This is a genomic window from Mesorhizobium sp. M7A.F.Ca.CA.002.04.1.1 (genome assembly GCF_004022805.1).
GTDB classification, from domain to species: domain Bacteria; phylum Pseudomonadota; class Alphaproteobacteria; order Rhizobiales; family Rhizobiaceae; genus Mesorhizobium; species Mesorhizobium ciceri.
In genome coordinates this window covers 1-3,355 of the sequence record NZ_RZPL01000639.1, presented here as the reverse complement: position 1 = coordinate 3,355, position 3,355 = coordinate 1, and the positions used below count along the sequence as shown (strand labels likewise).

Here is a 3,355-nt window from a genome sequence, read left to right as displayed (position 1 = left end):
GGTATCGGGCACGCGCAGCAGTGCCTCGGCCAGGCACATCAGCGCCACGCCTTCCTTGGTGGAGAGACCGTACGCGGAGAGGAAGACTTCCATCAGCCTTGGATCCGACGAGCCGCGCACCGCGCGCACCAGATCGGCGGCGCGAGCCGAGATCGCCTTGCGGTCTTTCCCGGAGAGCCCCGTCGCCTCGGCAAGCCGCTTCACGGCCTCGTCTTCGTCGGGCAGGTAGTTGGCGCGGATCTGCTGGCGGATGGCATCGAGCGCTGGCATGGCGGTCCCGTGGATCGAGCAAAGGGGATCGGGCCGGCGGTCACCGGACCGAATGGCGCAAGCTAGCACAAGTGCAAAATTTCGGCCGGTCCAAAGAAATCGACATTGCAGGTCATTCGATCTATCCTAGCGGCATATAATTGACATTTGGACTGCGATTTCGATGACAGAAGACCAATTGGACCGCATAGATCGGAATATCCTGGCCGCACTTGCAAGCGATGGCCGGCTTTCCATGTCAGAACTAGCCGCAAAGGTCGGCCTGTCGAAGACGCCGGTGCAGGCGCGGGTGAAGCGGCTTGAGAAGGACGGCTATATCAGAGGCTACCAGGCGATCGTCGACCGCGAGCGCATGGGCGAAGGCCATGTCGCATTCGTCCAGGTGAAATTGTCCGACACCAGATCCGCCGCGCTCGACGCCTTCAACCGGTCCGTACAGGCTGTGCCGGAGATCGAACAGTGCCACATGATGGCATCGAGCTTCGATTATCTGCTGAAAGTCCGCACCAGGGACATCGCCGCCTACCGCCGCGTCCTCGGCGAGCGCATCTCGGCCCTGCCCCATGTCGCCCAGACCTCGACCTTTGTGGCGATGGAGACCGTGAAGGATCGGTAGATCACTCCGAAAGCGTCTTCAAGAACGCCACCAGAGCAGCGCGTTCTCGGTCTGAAAGCTCCAACGGGTGAACCTCTGATACCCCTTCGACGCTGGGCGCGGCCTTCGCATAGTGCGCCACGACCTCGTCGAGCGACGAAAACTGCCCGGCATGCATATAGGGCGGTCGCGTTGCCGCACCGCGCAGAGACGGCGTCTTGTAGGCGCGGATGAGTTGTGGCGCATTCTTGACCATGAAGCGCAGTTCGCCGCAGGCGGCAACCTCGCCGTCCCGATAGGCGCCAAGGCAGTTGAACGGGTCGGCCTCGACTTGGTGCACGGCATCGATGCGGCCGCGATCCGGCGGCAGGCCCGCAACAGGCGGCACGCCGGTGTTGTGAAAGCTGTTGTCGGTGAAGCGCGGGCCGTTGTGACAGGTCACGCAATTGGCCTTGCCGATGAACAGTTTAAGCCCAAGGATTTCTTGTTTGGAAAAGACAGCATCGCCCTTCGGCTCGGCACCGGTGGCGAGGTCCAGCGCAAAGCGGTCGAAGCGCGCTGGCGTGGGCGCGATCGAGCGTTCGAAGGCGGCAATCGCCTTGCCGATATTGACGAAGACACCGTTGATGGCGTCGCGCTGCGCGCTGCTCATGGCATTCCAGGCTGCTTTCTCGGCATCGTTTCCAAGTGGGCTGGCATTCAACGGCATGCCGGAAAAATCGGGCAGCGGCCCAAAAATGCGCTCATAGCGCTCGCCGAAGCGCGCCTTGATGTAATGCGCGTAGGCAGCGCGGTTTCCCGCCTGCTCCAGTGGATTTTCGAGCGGCGTCAACGCTTGCGCCCACAGGCTGTCGCGACGGCCATCCCAGAAGAACCAGGGATCGTGCGCCACGCCGGCCAGCGGCATGGTGCGCCGGTTGGTGTGGCCGACGCCGACCGCCTGCGGCAGGTCGTCCTGGAACTGGCGGTCGATCTTGTGGCAGGTCGAACAGGATACCGACCCGTCACCGCTCATGCCCTGATCGAAGAACAGCGTCGAGCCGAGTGCGGCGGCGGCCGGCACGTCGGCAAAACGATTGGTGGTGTCGGCCTTGAGCGCCGGCAGCGACGACAGCGCCAGCGAAGCGATAGTCTTCTTTTCTGCGTCGGAAAAATCAGGCTTGCCGCAGCCCACGAGGACGACGGCGACCATCAGCGCCAGAAAGCGGAAAAGGCGCTTCATCGATCGCTCACAGCACCACGTTGAACAGTACGGTATCGGAGCCGGCGCCGGATGAGATGGCGAAACGAAGTTGCCACCAGCCGCTCATGGTGAATTTCAGCCCCTCGATGCGGTAACGGCCTTCGCCCAGGTAATCGGTGACCTGCGGGCTGGTCGGCAGGCCGTGATTGTGTTGCGGCATGCCGCCGGAGATGGCGATCGCGGCGCGCTCCACCGAAGCCCCTGTCTTTGTCTTCAGGGTCAGCAGCCAGGATTCCAGTTCGCCCTGCCGCACCACGCCCCGTTCCGGCACGAAACTCGCCACGTACAGCCCGTTGTCGGTTTTCTTCGTCCGCGCGACATCCGGGCCGGCTGGCAGCGACGAACGCGGCGCCGTCAGGAAGACGACCGCGAGAATGCCGACCAGCAAGGCAGCCAGACCAAGACCCGCCAGAAGATAACGCCATATCGATGCCAAACCGGTTCCTCTTCTGCAGACAACGCTCTGCCGAACGGATCGCATCCCGCCAGCCTGTGGGAAAACGCTGTGGCGGAAAAAACCCTGCTTGCCAAGCATGGCGCTGCCGATGGCAAAAAGCTACAGCACCGGGAAGCACTGGAGGATTGTAGATGGCGGGAACCGGCGTCGCCTCGATCGGCGAATGCATGCTCGAACTGTCGGGCCAGACCGGACCGAACTGGCGCATGGGCTTTGCCGGCGACACGTTCAACACGCTGTGGGCGCTGCACGCGCTGAGCACTGAGCGGCCGGCAACCTATGTCTCGGCCTTCGGCGACGATCCGTTCTCGCAAGCCCAGATCGATTTCTTAGGCCAGAACGGCATCGGCATCGGCTCCAGCCCGATCATAGCGGGCGCACGGCCTGGCCTCTATGCCATCACGCTGACCGGGGCCGAGCGTTCCTTCACCTACTGGCGCGGCGACGCCGCCGCGCGGCAGCTCGCCTCAGACCCGGTTGCATTGTCGGAAAACCTGGTAAATCAGGCGCTTGTCTATTTTTCCGGAATCACTTTGGCAATTCTGGATGAGGCCGCGCGCGCCGTATTGCTGGCGGCTGTCGCCAAGGCGCGCTCGGCCGGTTCACTTGTCGCCTTCGATCCCAACTACCGGCCGCGGCTTTGGCGCAATCGCGAGGATGCACAGGCAGCGATCGTCGAAGCCCTTGCCGCCACCGACATCGCATTGCCGACTTTCCCCGACGAGCAGATGCTGTTTGGCGATGCAACACCGCAAGCGACCGCAAAGCGACTCAGGCAACTGGTTAGCGA

Annotated in this window: 5 protein-coding genes; 2 read left to right on the top strand and 3 right to left on the bottom strand. The window is 63.0% G+C overall.

Annotated features, from left to right (window positions below):
* A partial coding sequence (locus tag ENZ75_RS25865) for a hypothetical protein (protein WP_164888000.1) occupies nucleotides 1-270 on the bottom strand: 270 nt, incomplete at its 3' end.
* A gap of 163 nt (nucleotides 271-433) precedes the next feature.
* Between ENZ75_RS25865 and ENZ75_RS25860 the strand changes: the two genes are divergently transcribed.
* The gene (locus ENZ75_RS25860) at nucleotides 434-886 is read left to right on the top strand and encodes an Lrp/AsnC ligand binding domain-containing protein (protein WP_013531233.1); all 453 of its coding nucleotides are present in this window, start codon (nucleotides 434-436) and stop codon (nucleotides 884-886) included.
* Between the two features lies 1 nt (nucleotide 887).
* Here the strand turns inward: ENZ75_RS25860 and ENZ75_RS25855 are convergent, their stop codons facing one another.
* On the bottom strand, nucleotides 888-2,087 hold the full coding sequence (locus ENZ75_RS25855; RefSeq protein WP_063168172.1) for a cytochrome c peroxidase: 1,200 nt from the start codon (nucleotides 2,085-2,087) through the stop codon (nucleotides 888-890).
* Between the two features lie 7 nt (nucleotides 2,088-2,094).
* Nucleotides 2,095-2,544, bottom strand: a complete 450-nt coding sequence (locus ENZ75_RS25850) for a FixH family protein (protein WP_024503807.1) — start codon at nucleotides 2,542-2,544, stop codon at nucleotides 2,095-2,097.
* A gap of 152 nt (nucleotides 2,545-2,696) precedes the next feature.
* Here ENZ75_RS25850 and ENZ75_RS25845 point away from each other — a divergent pair.
* Nucleotides 2,697-3,355, top strand: a 659-nt coding sequence (locus ENZ75_RS25845; protein WP_164746506.1) for a sugar kinase, incomplete at its 3' end; no start/stop codon positions are given.